Source organism: Agrobacterium sp. CGMCC 11546 (genome assembly GCF_013365515.1).
Taxonomy (GTDB): Bacteria; Pseudomonadota; Alphaproteobacteria; order Rhizobiales; family Rhizobiaceae; genus Agrobacterium; species Agrobacterium fabrum.
In genome coordinates this window covers 1915044-1932506 of record NZ_CP047387.1, presented here as the reverse complement: position 1 = coordinate 1932506, position 17463 = coordinate 1915044, and the positions used below count along the sequence as shown (strand labels likewise).

General features: G+C 58.9%; 16 protein-coding genes and 1 other RNA gene. 7 read left to right on the top strand and 10 right to left on the bottom strand.

Features of this window, described 5'->3' with window-relative positions:
* Entirely contained in the window at nucleotides 1-894 is an 894-nt protein-coding gene (gene metF / locus GSF67_RS09765; RefSeq protein ID WP_006310474.1) for a methylenetetrahydrofolate reductase [NAD(P)H], read from the top strand.
* A 465-nt stretch (nucleotides 895-1359) separates the two neighbouring features.
* Here the strand turns inward: metF and GSF67_RS09760 are convergent, their stop codons facing one another.
* The 7 genes from GSF67_RS09760 to GSF67_RS09730 form a co-directional block, all read right to left on the bottom strand.
* Nucleotides 1360-2586: a lytic murein transglycosylase gene (locus GSF67_RS09760; RefSeq protein WP_006310473.1), complete on the bottom strand. Its 1227-nt coding sequence runs from the start codon at nucleotides 2584-2586 to the stop codon at nucleotides 1360-1362.
* A 123-nt stretch (nucleotides 2587-2709) separates the two neighbouring features.
* On the bottom strand, nucleotides 2710-3489 hold the full coding sequence (locus GSF67_RS09755; protein WP_006310472.1) for a GH25 family lysozyme: 780 nt from the start codon (nucleotides 3487-3489) through the stop codon (nucleotides 2710-2712).
* A 235-nt stretch (nucleotides 3490-3724) separates the two neighbouring features.
* A complete protein-coding gene (locus GSF67_RS09750) occupies nucleotides 3725-4444 on the bottom strand; it encodes a class I SAM-dependent methyltransferase (RefSeq protein WP_006310471.1) in 720 nt (239 codons plus the stop codon).
* Nucleotides 4441-5691, bottom strand: a complete 1251-nt coding sequence (locus GSF67_RS09745) for a DUF3419 family protein (protein ID WP_006310470.1) — start codon at nucleotides 5689-5691, stop codon at nucleotides 4441-4443. The genes GSF67_RS09750 and GSF67_RS09745 overlap by 4 nt, the downstream gene beginning before the upstream one ends.
* Nucleotides 5692-6033: 342 nt before the next feature.
* Nucleotides 6034-7110 (bottom strand): lytic transglycosylase domain-containing protein, encoded by a 1077-nt coding sequence (locus tag GSF67_RS09740; RefSeq protein ID WP_006310468.1) that lies wholly within the window; start codon nucleotides 7108-7110, stop codon nucleotides 6034-6036.
* 136 nt (nucleotides 7111-7246) lie between these two features.
* Complete coding sequence (locus tag GSF67_RS09735; protein ID WP_006310467.1) at nucleotides 7247-7882, bottom strand: LysE family translocator; 636 nt, start codon at nucleotides 7880-7882, stop codon at nucleotides 7247-7249.
* A gap of 52 nt (nucleotides 7883-7934) precedes the next feature.
* Nucleotides 7935-9146 carry a pyrophosphate--fructose-6-phosphate 1-phosphotransferase gene (locus tag GSF67_RS09730; RefSeq protein WP_035214650.1) on the bottom strand — a complete coding sequence of 404 codons (1212 nt, stop codon included), beginning with the start codon at nucleotides 9144-9146 and terminating at the stop codon, nucleotides 7935-7937.
* Nucleotides 9147-9477: 331 nt separating this feature from the next.
* Here GSF67_RS09730 and GSF67_RS09725 point away from each other — a divergent pair, with 331 nt between their 5' ends.
* From GSF67_RS09725 to rnpB, 6 genes are all read left to right on the top strand, one after another.
* Nucleotides 9478-10218: a DnaJ family molecular chaperone gene (locus GSF67_RS09725; protein ID WP_035214648.1), complete on the top strand. Its 741-nt coding sequence runs from the start codon at nucleotides 9478-9480 to the stop codon at nucleotides 10216-10218.
* Complete coding sequence (locus GSF67_RS09720; protein ID WP_006310462.1) at nucleotides 10215-10994, top strand: N-acetylmuramoyl-L-alanine amidase; 780 nt, start codon at nucleotides 10215-10217, stop codon at nucleotides 10992-10994. The genes GSF67_RS09725 and GSF67_RS09720 overlap by 4 nt, the downstream gene beginning before the upstream one ends.
* A gap of 247 nt (nucleotides 10995-11241) precedes the next feature.
* Complete coding sequence (locus GSF67_RS09715; protein ID WP_006310461.1) at nucleotides 11242-11781, top strand: lytic transglycosylase domain-containing protein; 540 nt, start codon at nucleotides 11242-11244, stop codon at nucleotides 11779-11781.
* A gap of 92 nt (nucleotides 11782-11873) precedes the next feature.
* Nucleotides 11874-13061, top strand: coding sequence for an FAD-binding oxidoreductase (locus GSF67_RS09710; protein ID WP_006310460.1), 1188 nt, complete (start codon nucleotides 11874-11876; stop codon nucleotides 13059-13061).
* 59 nt (nucleotides 13062-13120) lie between these two features.
* Nucleotides 13121-14311, top strand: coding sequence for an FAD-binding oxidoreductase (locus GSF67_RS09705; RefSeq protein ID WP_035214627.1), 1191 nt, complete (start codon nucleotides 13121-13123; stop codon nucleotides 14309-14311).
* 56 nt (nucleotides 14312-14367) lie between these two features.
* An RNA gene (rnpB, locus tag GSF67_RS09700) (RNase P RNA component class A) lies at nucleotides 14368-14769 on the top strand.
* A gap of 27 nt (nucleotides 14770-14796) precedes the next feature.
* Here the strand turns inward: rnpB and GSF67_RS09695 are convergent.
* Genes GSF67_RS09695 through GSF67_RS09685 form a run of 3 tightly spaced genes read right to left on the bottom strand, consistent with a single transcriptional unit; the run spans nucleotide 14797 to nucleotide 16963 of the window.
* Nucleotides 14797-15954, bottom strand: a complete 1158-nt coding sequence (locus tag GSF67_RS09695) for a glutathionylspermidine synthase family protein (RefSeq protein WP_006310458.1) — start codon at nucleotides 15952-15954, stop codon at nucleotides 14797-14799.
* A gap of 1 nt (nucleotide 15955) precedes the next feature.
* A complete protein-coding gene (locus GSF67_RS09690) occupies nucleotides 15956-16552 on the bottom strand; it encodes a DUF1190 domain-containing protein (RefSeq protein WP_006310457.1) in 597 nt (198 codons plus the stop codon).
* A gap of 9 nt (nucleotides 16553-16561) precedes the next feature.
* A complete protein-coding gene (locus tag GSF67_RS09685; RefSeq protein WP_035214646.1) occupies nucleotides 16562-16963 on the bottom strand; it encodes a DUF350 domain-containing protein in 402 nt (133 codons plus the stop codon).
* Nucleotides 16964-17463: the final 500 nt, after the last annotated feature.

Below are 17463 nucleotides of genomic sequence, written 5' to 3'. Positions count from 1 at the left end.
ATGTTGAGGTCTGAAACCGCACGCCGTGATGGCGATATCCGGTTGTCTTTCGAGTTTTTCCCGCCGAAGAACGCCGAGATGGACGCCCAGCTCTGGGAGACGGTTGCCGAGCTGAAGAAGTGGGATCCGGATTTCGTGTCCGTCACCTATGGCGCTGGTGGTTCCACCAAGGCGCCGACGCTGGATGCCGTGCGCCGCATGATCGGTGACAGCCATCTGCCGACCGCTGCGCATCTGACCTGCGTCGATGCCAGCCGTGACGATGTGCATCAGGTCATTGAAGAGTTTCGCAACGCCGGTGTTCGCCATTTCGTGGCGCTGCGTGGCGATCCCTCCACCGGCATCGGCACGGCTTACCAGCCGCATCCGGAAGGTTACGAGAACGCCGCAGCACTGGTGAAGGGGCTGCGCGAGATCGGCGATTTCGAGATTTCCGTTTCCGCCTATCCGGAAAAACATCCTGAAAGCGCAAGCGAGACGGTCGATATCGACATGCTGAAGCGCAAGGCCGATAATGGCGCGACCCGGGCGCTGACCCAGTTCTTCTTCGATAATGATGTGTTTGAACGTTACATGGAGCGCGTCACCGTGGCGGGCATCACCATTCCGGTGGTTCCGGGCATCATGCCGATCCAGAACCTGACCCAGCTCAAGCGTTTCGCCGGCCGCTGCGGTACCAGCGTTCCCGGATTTCTGGATGAGCGTTTTGAAGGCTATGACGAGGATCTGGAAGGGCGCGCCCGCGTGGCCGCTGAAGTTGCGGCCGAGCAGATCGCCGATCTGCAACGGCGTGGCTTTAACGAGTTCCACCTCTACACCATGAACCGCGCTCCGCTGGTCGACGCGGTGCTGGAAAACCTCGGGCTGCAGCGCCTGCGCCGCAGCGCCGCCTGACGCCGGAAAGCCGATTACCGACATGAAAAAAGCGCAGGTCCCTCGGGGCCTGCGCTTTTTAAATTCGTGTCATCTACGGTTCTTAACTGCGTTTGGTCTTCACGTCGCGTCAGATGAAAAGCATCATCGCTACGAACAAAAACGCCAAACCGACTGCCAAGGCATTGAGAGATTTTGTAAGTCCCATGGGTGCCTCCTGTTGTTGACAGGTTCGATAATATGACCGTTTTGTGGCACTTGAAAAGCGGTTTCTGTGATGCGGTGCAGCACGGCTTGGCGCCTATTAAAAAAGTGATTTCTGTAATATATTGAAAATAAATGATTATTTATCTATCACGCAGTGCTTCATATCTTTAAAAAAAGTAAATGACCGGGGTGTTATCCCCAGTCATCCGGTCGAGATTAACAGTTTGCGCCTTGATTCCGGCTGATAGATTAAAGGCCCGGTAGTGCGATTAACCCAGGTTAAAGCGCCTGGAGAAGTGCCTGGGTCGGCCATCCGTCTGCGGGCATTCCGAGGCGCTGCTGTTCCTTCTGGATAGCGACGCGGGTGCCGGAACCGAGAATTCCATCCACCTTGCCGACATCGTGGCCACGCGCTTCAAGCTTGGTCTGCAACTCTTTCATCGTGGCATCATCGAAGCCCGGATCGGGATTGCCCTTGTTATAGACCGGCGCGCCCATTAGGCGGTTGGCGAAATAGGCGGCCGAGGTCGTGTAGATGAAAGACTGGTTCCACTCCAGATAGATATTGAAGTTCGGATAGGTGATGAAGGTCGGTCCCTTGCGACCCTGCGGCATGATGAGGGCGGCAGGCAGGGAGGCGAAGTTCTTGTTGCCGTCGCGCGGGGTCACGCCAAGTGCAAACCAGTCGCCAGCGGTCAGGGACCCGCCAAGGCCGGATTTTTCCCAGGGCAGGTTTTCCGGGACAGAAACTTCCTGCATCCAGGGTTCGCCCTTCTTGAAGCCGAGGTGTTGGATAAATTTCGCGGCTGTCAGGATCGCATCCGGGGCGCTGTCCTTGACGTTGATATGACCGTTGCCATCACCATCGACACCAAAGGCGATGATGTCCTTGGGCAGCATCTGCACCTGGCCGATTTCGCCGGCCCATGCACCCGTATTGGTAGCGGGATCGAGATCGCCGTGCTGGACCATTTCGATCAGCGCCAGCAATTGCGGGCGGAAAAGTTCCGGGCGGCGGCAATCATGCGACAGGGTCACCAGCGCGTTGCGGGTGTTGAAATCGCCCTGAACGGCGCCGAAATCGGTTTCCATCGCCCAGAAGGCGGCGATGACGCCGGCGGGTACGCCGAACTCATTTTCGGCGCGGGCGAAGGTGGAGGAGAGTTCCTGCAGCTTCTTGCGGCCGATATCGAGACGCGCCTGGCTGACGGTGCGCTGGGAGAATTCCAGGAAGGTCTGGCGGAAGACGCCCTGGGCGCGGTCACGCGAAAGCACTTTTGGGTCGATCTGAGCGCCGGCCAGCGCCTTTTCGATGGCAGCGGCTGGAACGCCCTTGGCAACGGCCTCAGCCTTCACGCCCTCAAGAAATGCGCCGAGATCGCCGCCGCAGGCAACCTGCTTTGGATCGTCAGGCGAAGCCACAGGCGGCGTGGCAAGAGCGGAGCCGGTGGAGAGAAGCGACAAAGCGGCGGCAAAAACGATGCTGCGCGACCGGAAGGTGGGCATGGGGAATTTCCTCGATAGGTTGTTGGCCCGCTTTACCCATATGTTTGCGACAAAAAAACGGACCGGACGATCTGGCGTTGCAGAACAACGCCGATTTTTCGAAAGTGTTGCTTCTTGGCCGCCTTATTTGGCGGAAGCAATCCATTTTCGCCAGTTTTTCTCACTTCCGGCAAATACATTGATGTCGGTGGGGCCGTTCACGCCGGGTACGACGCCGGTTGCGGTATATTGCCAAAAGGCCCATTTCCGGTCTTCGTAAATCTTGGCCGGATGGGCGGCGACGGAACGCACCCAGAAATGGTAGTCCTTGAACTGGCCGACGAGATTGTCACGGTGGAAATCGACCGACGTATAGATGATCGGGCGCTTCCCATAATGGGCCTCGAGGCGGTCGAGGAAGCGCTGCATTTCGGCGCGCACGATACCCGGGGCAGGGCGGGTCTTGCAGGTGGGGGAGGAAGGATTCCACTCCACGTCGAGAACCGGCGGCAGGGTGACGGCTTCTTTCGGCACGTTGCTGATGAACCAGTCGGCTTGAGCGTCCGCCGTCGAACAGAAATAATAGAAGTGGTAAGGCGCATGCAGAATATTCGCCGAGGCCGCGCTGCGCCAATGGTCACCGAATTTCGGATCGATACGGTCCGACCCTTCCGTTGCCTTGATGAAAACGAAGGAGACGCCGGATTTGCGCACGGTTTGCCAGTCGACATCGCCATTCCATTTGGACACGTCGATGCCGTGTACCTCATGGCGGTGCGGGTTGTTGACGCCGAAATCCTGCGGGTCGGTATCGGAGAATTTCGGCCTGGAAACGGATGCGGTTTCCAGCAGGTCGTAACTGGTGGACGTGCAGCCGCTGACCAACAGCAAAGCCGACAATAGTGCCGAAAAACGCAGCCGCATTGGAACCCTGATGATTATTGTTGCCCATCCCGCGGCCGCAAAACGGCGCGCCGTATCTCCCGATTTACGCATAACATGGTAAACAAACTGATATGGCAAGGGGGAGCGCGTTTTTTGCACCTCGCAAGTTGCTGGATTCCAAGCGATTTGCGGTTTTAGTGCGGAGATTGGGCCCGACAGAAGCCTTGAGGACGATGCCGCATGGGGTCGGTCGGGTTTCTTAATCCGCCGGGAATCAGGCGTCAGCCAATAAGCGGTGGATCTTCGGCTGCGGGGCTTCGGCAACCGGAAGCGTGATGACAGCCCGCCATGCGTATCCCCTCGCGATTTCCTCGAAGACGAGATTCCCGTCGAAACGGCCGGCCATATTGGCGAGAACGTAACGGAGACTTGCGCGGGGCGTAACGTGAAAGCGGGTGAGCCAGGCTTGAAGAAGCGTGCGGAACCACTTCGGCAACTGTTCCTGCTGGCCGAAATCGACGATATGCAGCGAACCGCCGGGTTTCAGCGCCGCGAGCGCCTGTTCGATCGCTTTTTCCCAGTCCGGTATCATCGACAGCGCATAAGGGATCATGACGCGGTCGAAGCCATCGGGCTGGCCGAATTCCGAAGACCGGAAAGCGGTGGCATCGGCGACACGCAGAATGGGTCGCTCCGCTTTGCCGGCAAAATTCTCGGAGGCGGTCAGCAGCATTTCGGCTGATATATCGAGGCCGAAGAGTTTGGCGTCGGGAAACCGGCGGCTGGCCAGCAGCAGGTTGCGGCCGGTGCCGCAGCCGATTTCCAGCAGCGTGCCGCCCTTTGGCACGTCGAGGCCGGAAATGGTCCGGTCACGGCCGAGAAGATAATATTTGCGGGTGATATCGTAGATATGGCGCTGGTGGCGATACATGCGGTCCATCAGCCCCGCATGCGCGCTGTCTGCAAGGCCGACATTCTCGCCCATGGTTTTCATGCCATAGCCCTCTGGTAGATATGGAAGCCGCCATAAATGGCCGAGCGGTCCATGGCGTTGAGTTCGTTGGAGCGCTCTTCGAGATAGACCCACTGGTTGCGGATGTCAGGCGAAAGCCGGCCTTCGATGACGCTCTTTTCGGCTGCGGTGCGGAAGATGACGCGTGCCCCGGATGCGGCAGTGCGGCTGATCTGCGACCACAACTCGTTGAGCTGCACATCCGTCATCCAGTCCTGTGCATCGAGCAGGATATAGCGGTCGACGCCACTTGCGGGCTTGCGGGAAAGCAGCTCGGTATAAGTGGCGTGATGCACCGCGACGCGCGCGGTGTTGTTGCGGATCGTTTCGTAATATTCCGGCTTGAGATAAGCGGGCAGGGCACCCTCATGCGGCTCGGGATAACGGCGCGCAAAGGCCTGCCAGGCGAAATAATTGTCGCTGAGCGGGAAGTTGCAGGCAAGCTTTTCCAGCCGCTCCTTGAGGACGGAGGCAACCGTGCCGTCGCTGGAAAGGCTTGCCAGCTCGTCATACTGGCGCGGCGGAATGCCAAGGCCGAAAAGCGAGCTCTTGCGCTTCGTCAACCAGCGCACCACCGGCTTGTCGAAAAGCGGCGCGACCTTGCTGTCAAAAAACTGGCGCTGTTCGTCCAGCGTCCGGGTCTTGGCCATTTCGGTGAGTTTCACGCCGTGCAGGCGGGCCATGATGTGGCCGGCGCCGATGAAACGGCCGAGCAGGCCGGTCCGGTAGATGTTCCTGTCGAACACCGAAATGCGACGGCGGCCGGAAAGGGTGCGCTTCGACCAGTATGCCTTGGTCGTGGCATCCAGATGCTCGGCGATGAAACGGTCATAACCGACGCTGTTGCTGCGGGTGCCGGCGCGGCCGAAGTGGCGCACCACATCCTGATGGGCGGGCAGATGGCGGAAGGCAGCGAGCTTCAGCTTGTTCAGCGCGATGTGGTGCGGGTTGAGGTCCACCACATCGATGCTGGCCGGGTTGCGCGAGAGATAGGCCAGCATGTTGCAGCCGCCGGAGCCGATGGTGACGATGCGGTGGCCTTCGCCAAGCTCCATCGCTTCCATGTCGATCTCGGGGTCTTCCCAGATCTGCGGATAGACGAGGCCGGAAAAGAGGACGCCGAAGAACCGTTCGGACAGGCCGCTTTTGGAGAGTGCCTTGTGCTGGAGCAATGCGGACTTCAGTTTCGTGTTTTTGCTGAAGCCGGTCTTGGGTGCCGCACTCGTCATATGTTCACCTCTCAGTCGATTGAGAGGCGTCTACAGCCGCCACGCTACAGTTTGATGACAGGGGTTGCTGGCAGAGCGAGCGAAAAGAAAAGACCATTGGAAAACCCGCCCGCACCAGCCCGAGCCGGGCGCCAGAGAACGGCGGCGTCGCTGGAAGGCGAGGTGGTCACTGACCACCCAGACGTCATCCCCGGGGCTTTTCCCGAGCTTCAACAACAGATCGATTTTTTACGGCATGTTTATATCCCTGGGACAAGCCCAAGAATGACGACAGAAAGAGAGCCGCAGCACTTTCAAAAGAGCCGCTCAGCTGCGCGGCGTTTCCAGCATAGGCAGAGGCCGTCAGTTCCGCAGAACGTGCAGCATGCCCTTGCGCTTGGCATCGTAATAATAACCGCGCGCATAAAGCCGGACGGCATTGTCACGGTTGTTACCCGCCACAACCCATGCGCCGCGCAAATATTTGACCGCGTATTTGAGATTGGTTTCGGCATCGAACAGGCCGGAGGCGGGCCCATCGAAGCCCAGGGAGCGGGCCGTGGCATGACGGATCTGCATCAGGCCGAAATTGCCGCGGCTATAGGCGCCGGGATTGTAGCGGCTTTCGCGCTGCACCACGCGGTGAACCAGATCTTCCGGCACATCATACATGGTGGCGTATTTGGTAATCAGGCCACTCAGCTTTTCGCGTCCCGCCGGTGCGGTTCTGAGCGGTGCGGTCATTGATTCGTTCTGGCGAATCGCGGCGAGCGCGGCATTGGTCGGGCCGGCGGCATAAGCGAGAACCGTGCTGTCCGGTTTCGGCAGCGGGATGACTTTCCGTTCCGCCGTCAACTCGGTGCCGATGGACGGCGAACCGGGTGGTGGCGGCGCGGCCGGGAAGCTGCCCTTGACGGCAGCCACCTGCGGCAGATCGACGGCGGCATTGTGCATGGCCGGTTTTGCCGCCGCATTTGCCGTTTCGATGGCTGCTGCCGCCGGCGTGGTGTGTGTCGGTACAAGTGCCGCGGCCGTGGTCGGCGCGGCTGTCGTTGCTGCGGCTCCAGCCACTTCGGTCGGCTGCTGCATCTGCGTGGCGATGGCTGCGGCGGCTGCAATTTCGGAGGCAGGCGGCAGCGCCACGCGTCCGCCCTTGACGGCGACGGCGGTGGGAAGTGCTGCTGCTTGAGAAGAGGCTGCGGCGTCGGCGGTCTGAACTGCCGGTGCTGCCGGGGTGGCGCCCGCTACGGCTTCAGCCGTCGCTGGTTGCGTCGATGTCTGGGCCGAAGAGGTAGAGGTAACTGTTGCAATTTTCGGGCCGTTCGGCCCATCCTTCGCGGCATATTCGACGCTGGTGCATGCGCTTAATGCCAGTGCCAGACCCACCGTGGAAGACAGAAGAAGTGCACTTCTTCCGCGGAATTTGCCCGAATTTCGCATGTTGCCGCCTTCGTTATGCCTGTCTCTCGATACCCCCGCGTCAAGCGAAGCAGGCAGTGTCCCGTCGCGCCTTCATTAACCTATTGTAAGGAAAGCGGCAAGCGGGGACGTGGCGCCCCGGCTTTCAGGTGGATTTTCAGGCCGCGATGCGCCTGTATCCGGCGCTGACGGCACGGCCGGAAATGAAGTGGGTGCGGTATTTCGGCCGGATTTTTTTATCGCCTGACATGCGGCGCACCAGCGCAAGTGTCTGGCCGGCGAACATCGCCTGCGCTGCCAGAATCACACATGTCAGAATGAGGATAGCGGCCTGTGTCATGGCGAGCGTTTCAACGGCATTGCCCGTGGTGGAAACGAATTGCGGCAACAGCGCGAGGAAAAAAGAGAAATAGCGCGGGCGCAGGGCGGCAACGGCGTAACAATCTCGGAAAATGCCGCTCCAGGATTTGCCCGGCAGATTGTCATTGTCGGCATTGGCCGCCTGGGCTGCGGGCGTTGCGAAGGTCCATAATACGAACAGCATCAGCCAGCCGATGCCTGCCCATTGCACGATTTCCAAGAAAGATTGCGGCAGATAGACGAGACCGGCCACCGGAATGGCGGAAATCGTCATGGCCGTGACGACGCCAAGCGCGCCGCCGCCGACAGAGGCGAAGATCGTCTTCCTGCCGCGAATGGCCGCATAGGAGGCGACAGAGAATACAAGGGGAGAGGGGAGTGCGAACACAACGGCACATGCTGCACAGAAAATCAGCCACGCCTGTCCAGACATTCTCTTCCTCCTTGCCCTCCCTGTCACCGCGTTATTTTAGCCTATCGTAAAATCAGGCCGCTGTGAACGGCTGACCGACGTGTTCCATCACTTCGGTAAACCATTTTGCAGAGAGGTCGAAATGCTTTCCGCCCTTGATACGCGGAAACTCGATGGTCCGCAATTTGCCATTCTGGTCTTCGTCATGGCCGGTGACGCCGGAGACCTTGTTGAGTGCGCTTTCGACCGCCAGATCGACCATGCCCTGGATGAGGCGAAGATCGTCGCCATTGGCGGGCGCGGAGCGGGCGAAATAGCCCGACTTCTGCACCATGGACCGCTCGGCGCCGATGAGGCCGGCGAACTGCTTCTGGAACCAGCCGCCAACATTGATGGTGTCGATCTTCACATGGCCGAAGGCATCGCGCTTGACGGCTTCGCCGGCAGATTCCCGTTCGGCGACGATGGCGTCGAGGCCTGCACCTTCGGAAACGAAGAGCGTGACATAGCCATGTTTGTCCATGACCTCTTTGAGGCGCTCGGCTTCCGCCTCGATGTCGAAGGCCATCTCCGGCAGGTAGATGCCGTCAATGTTCTTCATCTGCGTGTTCATCATCAAGCCTTCGACATAGTCGTTGCCGCGGGTTTTCTGGATATAGGCGCGGGCGGTGGCGGCGGTCAGCCAGCCGCAATGGCGGCCCATGACTTCGTGGATGACGAAGGTCTTGGGTGCCGCGCTCTGCTCGTTGCTGACATTGTCGAAGAAGGAAGCGCCAACTTCGGCGGCCGTCCAGGCGCCGAGTGACTGCTTGATCGGCACGACGTCATTGTCCACCGTCTTTGGCAGGCCGACGACGGTGAGGTTGTAGCCGTTGGCGCCGAGATAGGCGGCAAGGTCCGCGGCGGTGGTGTTGGTATCGTCGCCACCGATAGTATGGAGAATGGTGATGCCGTCAGCCGCCAGCCGTTCAGCGGCGACGCGCAAGGGATTGTCGCCTTCCTTGACGAGGCCGCGTTTGGCGCAATCGGCGGCATTGGTCAGCTTGACGCGGCTGTTGCCGATCGGAGAGCCGCCGTAACGGTGCAGCAGATGCGCCTTTTCGCGCATATCCTTGTTGATCTCGATACGGTCGCCCAGAAGCACGCCCTGATAACCGGAGCGGTAAGCGATGATGTCGATCTCAGGCGCGATGTCGCTATAGCGCTCGATCAGGCCACCCACGGCCGAAGAGAGACAGGGCGCGAGGCCACCCGCGGTCAGCATTGCGACTTTCTGTTTGGCCATCATGGCTCTCCTTTTTGCGTATACCCAAAGACATGTCTGGCAAATGGATGCGACAGCCGCGTGTAGGTGTAAAGTGAATTTATGACGAAAAATGCTGATTTCTTGCGGTTTTTCAGCGGCTTGACGAAAGCAGTCGAATATAATCGTTTCAATCCGCATCAGCGTGGCCGCATTGATACCTCCGGCCGCCGCGCCTGTGGAAAACCACGGTCGCTCCTTTCGCCGCACTCTTGTTCCTGAAGCAAAACTGTCGCAAAGATGAATAAAAGTTAATGCCGACGGGCCGTCCCGCATATTGCATTCGCGGGAATATCCCTTCATGCTTGCCAGCATGATGTTCGATTTCGCCTGTTTGCAAATTTCATCCCTGTGGGAACGGCTGCTCGGCGCAATCGGCGACGCGGCAGGCAATGCGCTCGGGCGCGTTGTCGAAGCCATCCGCACCCTGTTCGAGGGCGACCCGGAAACCCGCCGCAAGGTATCCTTTTCCGTTGCCATCATCGCACTTTCCGCCAAGATGGCGAAGGCTGACGGCGTGGTCAACGATGCCGAGGTTCGTGCCTTCCGGCAGATTTTCGATTTTCCGGACGAAGAAGCCAAGAACGTCGCCCGTCTTTATAACCTCGCGCGTCAGGACGTCGCCGGTTACGAGGCCTATGCGGAGCGGCTCGCGGGTCTGTGCGGTTCGGGTCATGCCAATTGCGAGATGCTGGAAAGCGTCATCGACGGCCTGTTCCACATTGCCAAGGCCGATGGCCTGATCCACGAGCGGGAACTGGCCTTCCTCGGCCGTATTGCGGAAATCTTCCGTATCACCGAAGATCATTTCGAAACGATCATGGCGCGGCATGTGCACATGGACGGTCGCGATCCTTATCGCGTCCTCGGTGTTTCACCTTCAGACGACTTCCTGGATATTCGCAAGCGTTACCGTTCGCTGGTCGCCGAGCACCATCCGGACAAGCTCATCGCGCGCGGCGTGCCGATGGAATTGCATGCTGCTGCAAATGAGCGTATGGCGGCTCTCAACGCCGCCTATGCGGCCATCGAGAAAGAACGCCGCGTCGCATGAATGAATGTCTGCCGGATTTTGCCCCGGATTTCGGGGGCGCAGCCGTTGCGCCTTCGCCTAACCATGGCGAAAGACTTGGCGTGGCCGGCCCCGATATCATTCTTCTCCACTATACCGGCATGACGACTGCGGATGGTGCCCTTTCGTGGCTCCGCAATCCGGAAAGCCAGGTTTCCAGCCATTATTTCGTCTTCGAGGATGGGCGTGTCATCCAGCTCGTGCCGGAAAGCCGCCGTGCCTGGCATGCGGGAAAAAGCTCCTGGGCAGGGGATGAGGACATCAATTCCCGCTCCATCGGCATAGAAATCGCCAATCAGGGTCACCCCGGCGGACTGCCGGAGTTTCCCGAGGCGCAGGTGGCAGCCGTCATCGAATTGTGTCGCGATTGCGGCCGGCGCTGGTCTATCGCCCCGGAAAGGGTGCTTGCCCATTCGGATGTCGCGCCGATCCGCAAGGTCGATCCGGGCGAAAAATTCCCGTGGGACATCCTGTCGCAGCACGGCGTCGGCCACTGGGTGGAGCCCGCGCCGATCCGCGGCGGACGCTTTTTCCAGCGCGGCGACCATGGACAGCCGGTCGAAGCGCTGCAATCGATGCTGTCCATCTATGGATATGGCGCTGAAATTACAGGCGCTTATTGCGAAAAAACGGAAGGGGCCGTGGCTGCCTTCCAGCGGCATTTCCGCCCCGTTCTCGTGGATGGTATCGCGGATTTTTCCACCATCGACACGCTGCACCGGCTGATCTCCAGCCTGCCGAGATATTCAGCCGCCTGAGCGCGGATTCTGGAAAAGCATTCCCGTTTTTCCAGCGCCTCCAAGTCGCTTTTTTGTTGTGCCACAGTTAATCCGCATTGAGGAAGTCTAAGAACGGCACTGTATGCGGTGACGTTCTTCAGGGGAGCCTGCCGTCAATATCAATGAAGGAGACCGGACAGCGGAGCGTCGTGATCGACTTTCCGGGCCCAAGCTGTTTGTGCCATTTCACTGTTTCTGTCATCCGATCTGGAGACTTTTTCTACATATGAACAGGTTTGTTGTTGCTGTCGTGGTGGGCGTTGTTGCGCTCGCTTCGCAGGCGGGGATTTCTTTTGCCAAAGATGAGGACGTCAAGACCAAGACCGTGACGCTGGAGACCTTCGTGCGCAAGCCCGGTTATCCCATTCCCGAAAAAAGCCTGCCTGCCTCTCTCAAGAACGGCTATTCCGATCTGATCGTCAAATATGCCAAGCGTTACGGCGTTCCCACTAACCTGGCGCATGCCGTGGTTTCGGTGGAAAGCAAGTTCAACCCCAAGGCCCGTGGCAGCGCCGGCGAGGTCGGGCTGATGCAGATCAAGCCGGCAACGGCGCGGATGATGGGTTTTCGCGGCACGACCAAGGCGCTCTACGATCCCGAGACGAATATTCGCTGGGGCATGCAATATCTGGCGACGGCGCATCAGCTTGGCGGCGGCGAGGTTTGCAGCACCATCCTGCGTTACAATGCCGGCCACGGTGCCACCCGTATGAACCCGGTCTCCAAGCGTTATTGCGGCAAGGTGCAGGCGCTGCTGGCGAGCTAAGTCCGGTATCGATCGTCTTCGAAATTGCGAAAAGCGATTCCGGTTCGGGCCGCCATGCTGTAGTCAGAAACAAATCTGATACGGAGCATGACATGCCGGATTTCAAATATATCGTGGTCGGGGCCGGGATGATGGGAGCGGCCGCGGCGCGGCATCTCTCAGTGCAAACGGATGGCGTGGCGCTGATCGGGCCGGCCGAACCGGCTGATCGCAAGACACATCAGGGTGTGTTTTCAAGTCATTACGACGAAGCGCGTATCACCCGCGGTTTTGACGGCGATCCGGTCTGGGCCGAACTCGCGTTGCGCTCGATCCGGCGTTACGCCGAGATCGAGGCGAAAAGCGGCATCCGGTTCTTCACCGAAGCGGGCTGCCTGTTCACGGGCAACGGCAAGGGGCTTGCGGGAGACTATGTATCGCGGGCGCTTTCCTCGGCAGATCGTCTCGGTCTTGGCGTGGAAACGCTTGGTGCTAAAGCGCTGGCAGGACGGTTTCCGATGTTTACGCTGCCTGCCGATCATGGCGGGAGCTTTGAGGCCCGCAATGCCGGCCACATCAATCCACGGGCGCTGGTGAAAGCGCAATGCGCAATCGCCGAAGCGCAGGGCGGCCGGCTTCTGCGCCAGACGGCGGCGCATATTCGCGATACCTCCCGTAGCGTCGAGGTCACGACGCGGGAAGGGGCCACCTATACGACGGAAAAGGTCATCGTCGCGGCAGGCGGTTTCACCAATATGGCGGCGCTCCTGCCGTCACCGGTCGATATGGCGGCGACGGGCCGCACCATTGTGTTCTTCGAGCTGGATGAAGCACGGCAGGCGCTGTTCAGCGCGATGCCCTCGACCATCGTGCTGGCGGAAACCGAGGACGATATCGTCTATATCCTGCCGCCGGTGCGATATCCCGATGGCAAGGTCTATCTGAAAATCGGCGGCGAAAGCGAAAAGGGCAGGCTTGAAACGCTGGTCCAAGCGGTCGATTGGTTCCACTCGGACGGCACGCCTGATGAGGTGGAATTCCTGACGAAAAAATCCTTGTCGCTGATGCCGGCGCTGGCCGGCTGCCCGGTCACATCAGGATCCTGTGTCGCCTCCATCACCCGCAGCGGTTATCCCTATATCGGCTATACGCAGTCCTCCAATATTGCGGTTCTGACCGGCGGCAATTTCGTTTCCGCCAAGTCTTCGGATGAGATCGGGCGACTGGGCGCGCAGCTGCTTCTCAATGGCCAGCTGACCGAGGATGAGTTCGCCGCCGAAATGTCGCCGGTTTTTGTCTGACATTCTCCATGCAGGCAGCTACAAGAATGCGGCTGAACGGAACAGGTAAAGAGGGCGGCATGTCGGGACATTTCAACTATATCGTCGTCGGTCGCGGCATGATGGGTGCGGCTGCGGCTCGTCATCTGGCGGAAACGGTGGACGGCGTGGCGCTGATCGGTCCCGGCGAGCCTGCCGATATAAAGTCGCATCAAGGCGTCTTCGCCAGCCATTACGATGAAGCGCGGATTACCCGCACCATCGATGGCGATGCCGACTGGGCCTTACTCGCCAACCGTTCCATCGGGCGTTATGCCGATATTGCCGCACGCAGCGGTGTCGAATTTTACGCGCCGGTCGGCTGCCTGATGGTGGGGCCAGAACGGGGCGGTGCCAATCCCTTCGTCGATGATGTTCTCAGGGCGGCGGCTCGGCTCGGCGTCTCCACGGAACTGCTTGGTGATCAGAGTCTGAAAAGCCGATTTCCCTATTTCTCCTTCGAACCGGGTTGCGAAGGCGTGTTTGAGAGGGACAATGCCGGTTACGTCAACCCGCGCGCGCTGGTGAAAGCGCAGGCGATACTCGCGGAAAAGGCTGGCGTTACGCTGATCGATGATATTGTCGTCTCGACGCGGGAAAAGGATGGCCGCGCCTCGGTCCAGACGGCTTCGGGCGCGGTCTATACCGCAGACCGGGTGCTGGTGGCGGCCGGCGGCTTCTCCATCACCAGGGATTTGCTGCCGCAGCCGGTCGGGCTCGATGTTTATGCCCGTACCGTCGCTTTCTTCGAGATAGATGAGGGCGATTTGGGTCAATATGCGGGCATGCCGTCATTGATCTATGAGCCGCACGACAGCACAAAACATATCTATCTGCTGCCGCCGGTGCGTTACCCCGACGGCAAAATCTATCTAAAGATCGGCGGTGATCCCGATGATAAAAGGGTCGGCAGCGACCCGGAGATCCGGGAATGGTTCCGCTCCGGCGGGCGCGAAAGCGTGCGTGATCACCTTTCAGAGATTGTCGGAACACTGGTGCCTTCCGTTGATCTCTCTCGTGTCTCGATGGCCGCCTGCGTCGTCTCCAAGACAAAGAGCGGCTATCCGGCCATCGGCTTCACCGCGTCGCCGCGTATTGCGGTTCTGACCGGCGGTAACGGCACGGCGGCCAAGAGTTCAGATGAGATCGGGCGGCTGGGTGCTGCGCTCCTTCGGGACAGAAAAATCGCAGATGATGTTTTCTCGACGGATTTCAAACCGGAATTTCTTTGATCTTTGCCGTCGCTTTTCGGTGGCTTTCGCTGCGGAACATGGTTATGCAGCCCATGCCAGTTGGCCGGGCAGCCGCGCTTTACCAATGTCGAAAGACGGTAAGGTGAGGAAAGTCCGGGCTCCACGGAAATACGGTGCCGGATAACGTCCGGCGGGGGCGACCCCAGGGAAAGTGCCACAGAGAGCAAACCGCCATGCCTTGCATGGTAAGGGTGAAAGGGTGGGGTAAGAGCCCACCGCGCCGCTGGTGACAGTGGTGGCAAGGTAAACCCCACCGGGAGCAAGACCGAATAGGGATGACACGGGGCGGGCGAAAGCCTGTTCACAGCCGGTTTCCGGGCCCGTCATCCGGGTGGGTTGCGAGAGGCGGTATGCAAATGCCGTCCCAGATGAATGGCTGCCACGTTCCGGGTCAAACCGGGGCCATACAGAACCCGGCTTACAGGCCAACTGGCGAATTTTCCTGCCGAATTTTTCGGCGGGGCTCACTCCTCGATGATATGGGGAACGTAGCGGGAGAGATTTGCGGTGATGGGCGACGCGTCCTCGCGAATGCCTAGCCCGCAGGATCGATCGCCGACGATCCAGCTTCCCAACACTGCATATCCGAACTCGCTCTTGAACAATGGTGCGTAGGCCTGAAAAACATACCCCTCTTTGCCATAACTGCCGGGGGCCGATAAAATTTCGCGTCGGTTTCGGTAGAGGCTGACATTTTCACCTTCACGCGAGAGAAGCGGCTTCACCACGTAATCCTGTAATTCGTATATTTCAGGATCGTCGGGAAAGAAGCTGGGGAGCAGATTCGGGTGATTGGGATGCCGTTGCCAAAGCATGGGCAGCAGGCCTTTGTTCGATAGCACGGCTTTCCAGGCTGGCTCGATGAAAATGCCGCTTTCCGCAGGCAGATTTGCGGCAAAGGATTCCCGTAACATGAATTCCCAGGGATAAAGCTTGAAGCAGCGCTCAATGACGCGGCTTTGAAGGTCAGCGTAACGCCCGCTCGCATCGATGCCGATGTCCCTGATATCGAGAAATTGGGCGCGGTGGCCAGCCTGAATGGCGCAGTCCATTAGGTAAATTGTCGTGCCGCAATCTTCGGCGCTGTCGCTCACCGCTGCGAAATGGAAAATCCTGTCTCGCGAGAATTGCCCAAAGGCCTCGATCAAGGCTTCTTGAACCGAGTTGAACTGGTCGGTTTGCGCCGGGAGCGTTCCAAGGGCGACCTGATCGGTCAGCCAGTTATACTGGAAATATCCCGTTTCGAAGACGGAAGTGGGCGTGTCTGCATTGTATTCCAGCAGCTTTGCGGGGCCATGTCCGTCATAGGCGAGATCAAAACGGCCATATAGGTGGCGGTCACCCCGCCGCCAGGAATTTCGGATCACATCGTGATAATCGCGCGGGATGGCAAGGCGGGTGAGCGCCTCCTCACTGTTTACGATGTCGGCGACGAGATCCATGCACATATCGTGTAGAATCTGGCTCGGTTCTTCGATATTGCGTTCGATTTCCTCAAGTCCAAAGCAATAGGCCGCATCGTCCACCCAGTAAGGTTCGCCGTGCATTTCATGGAAGGAGAAACCCACGGCATTGGCTTTTTCGCGCCAATCCGGGCGCGGTGGTACTGTGATGCGGCGCATGTCAGCTTCCGGAAAAGGAGTGGCCGCCGAATCCGCCGCGGCCCTTGACGTTCGTTTTGGCGTTGAGCGTCTTCACATCATTGGCCAGCGCGCCGCCTCCTGCAGCGCCTCCGCCTCCGCCGTTGTTCTGTTGGCCGGCACTCACGTCCGGTGTGACGAGGTCGCCGTTGCGTTTTCGATAGGCCGACATCGCACCCGCGGAACCAGACTCGTTGTTTTGCTGACGGCGACGATATTCACTGTAGTCTGAAAAGTTTTCGACGGATCGGGGCATCACAAATCCGGCCGGTGAAGGGACGAAAGCGCTCGTGCTGCTGGAATTGTCGGAATTGACGCTCTGTCTCAGCTGAGCGCAATTACCCGCACCATATTCCATTTCGCATGCGACCATGTTGCGAAATCTCGGTGCCGTGGCGAGGTGATGCTGGTTGGCGTCTTCGGATGCCGCCTGGCAAGCCTTGGGATAAACGCCTGAGGCGACGCACTTGTCAACGGAGGTGTAGAGGACCTCTTCCTCGGTTGAAAAAGCCATAAAAAGGCCTATCGCGGCAATCGTGCCCAGGGCAAGACGCGGATGTTCTGTCACGTCCAGATGCATGTCTGTTCCTCAATACGCCATGCAGGCGGCATTCAAAGTCCCGATGACCACGGCGATGCCGCCGCTCCAGAGCCCGGCCGCGACATTACCCTCCGTGATTTTCAAATGCAGGTCGGTCATGGTGAGCTTGGCGATGTAGAACGCAAGGACTTGCACCAGCAGGCCGATCGCTGCCCAGATCACGTAGTCGGGCAGGCTGACCGAATGGGCCGCCGCCGATGCCAGCGGAAGGCTGAAGCCGATCAGGGCGCCTAGAAAGGCGACCGCCGCCGAAATATTTCCAGCCTTGATGAGCTCAACTTCTTCGTGTGGCGTCAGGCGCGTGTAAATGGTGGAAAAAATCGCAAAACACACTAGGCCGATGCTGAAATAACTTAGAAATGCGGGTAAACCGGCCGCGTATATTGTCATCATTATATCTCAATAAAAATCAATTTGAGGAGCATAAAATCAATTGAAAGTTTAAAAAGTCAAGCTCTCATTGGCCGTATTCGATCTCAACGTGGTCCGTATCAGCGCCGCCGGTGATCTATTCCTTCCTCGTTCGTCTTCATGGCCGCGAGTGGCGGGCGACTCGAAAAAATTACGCCGTTGATAGAAGCGGGGAACATATACACGGTGGTGGATTGGGTCTTCCTGCTCGAGAAGGCCAGAGAGGCGTCGGGGACTGCATGCAAACGGGTCGTAAGGAGGACAAGGTCGTGTAGCCGTAAGTGATGTCCGGCTGCTCTCCTTTTGCAGTTGGAGCGGTGCTCCAAATCATTTCCTTGTTTTTACAACAGAAACGTTGATTTCACAGCGCCTTTCCGCGCCGTGAATGTGCCTCCGTGCGACTGAAGTAAACCATTCGTTAAACTTAACGGCTTATGAATTTCCGATGCGAAGTCGGTATCGTGCCGGCTTCATCCCAT